At 68.3% G+C, this 603-nt stretch carries 1 protein-coding gene; it reads right to left on the bottom strand.

Features of this window, described 5'->3' with window-relative positions:
- The coding region (locus ACTVAJ_RS29355; RefSeq protein WP_470391551.1) for an ABC transporter ATP-binding protein at positions 1–603 on the bottom strand (603 nt) is incomplete at both ends.

Here is a 603-nt window from a genome sequence, read left to right as displayed (position 1 = left end):
GCTCGGGCGCCGACAACACCGTGCGCACGTCCCCGCGCTCGACCGCCACACCGTGACGCATCACCACGACCTCGTCCACCGACCCGGCCACCACCGCCAGGTCGTGCGAGACCAGGATCAACCCCATGTCCAGGTCCGTGCGCAACTCGTCCAGCAGGTCCAGCACCTGGGCCTGGACCGTCACATCAAGAGCAGTGGTCGGCTCGTCGGCGAGCAGCACCCTGGGATCGCACATCAACCCCATCGCGATCACCACACGCTGGCGCATACCCCCGGAGAACTCGTGCGGATAGGAGTTGACCCGCGTCGCGGGGTCGGGGATACCCACCCGCTCCAACGACTCCACCGCCCGCGCACGCGCCTGCGCCCTGGACGCCTTGGGATGGTGGATCCGGTACGCCTCGACGAGCTGGTTACCGATCGTGTACTGCGGATGCAGCGACTGCATCGGGTCCTGGAACACCATCGCGATGTCGTTGCCGCGCATCCGCCGCAACTGCTTGTCCGAGGCCGCCACCACATCCTGCCCGGCCACCTCGATCGACCCACTGATCCGGGCCCGGCTCCCCCGGTGCAACCCCATCAACGCCAGCGACGTCACGC

The sequence above is a fragment of the Nocardiopsis sp. KDC1DS13DA1 genome (assembly GCF_055632325.1).
This window is presented reverse-complemented; position numbering and strand designations above follow the sequence as displayed.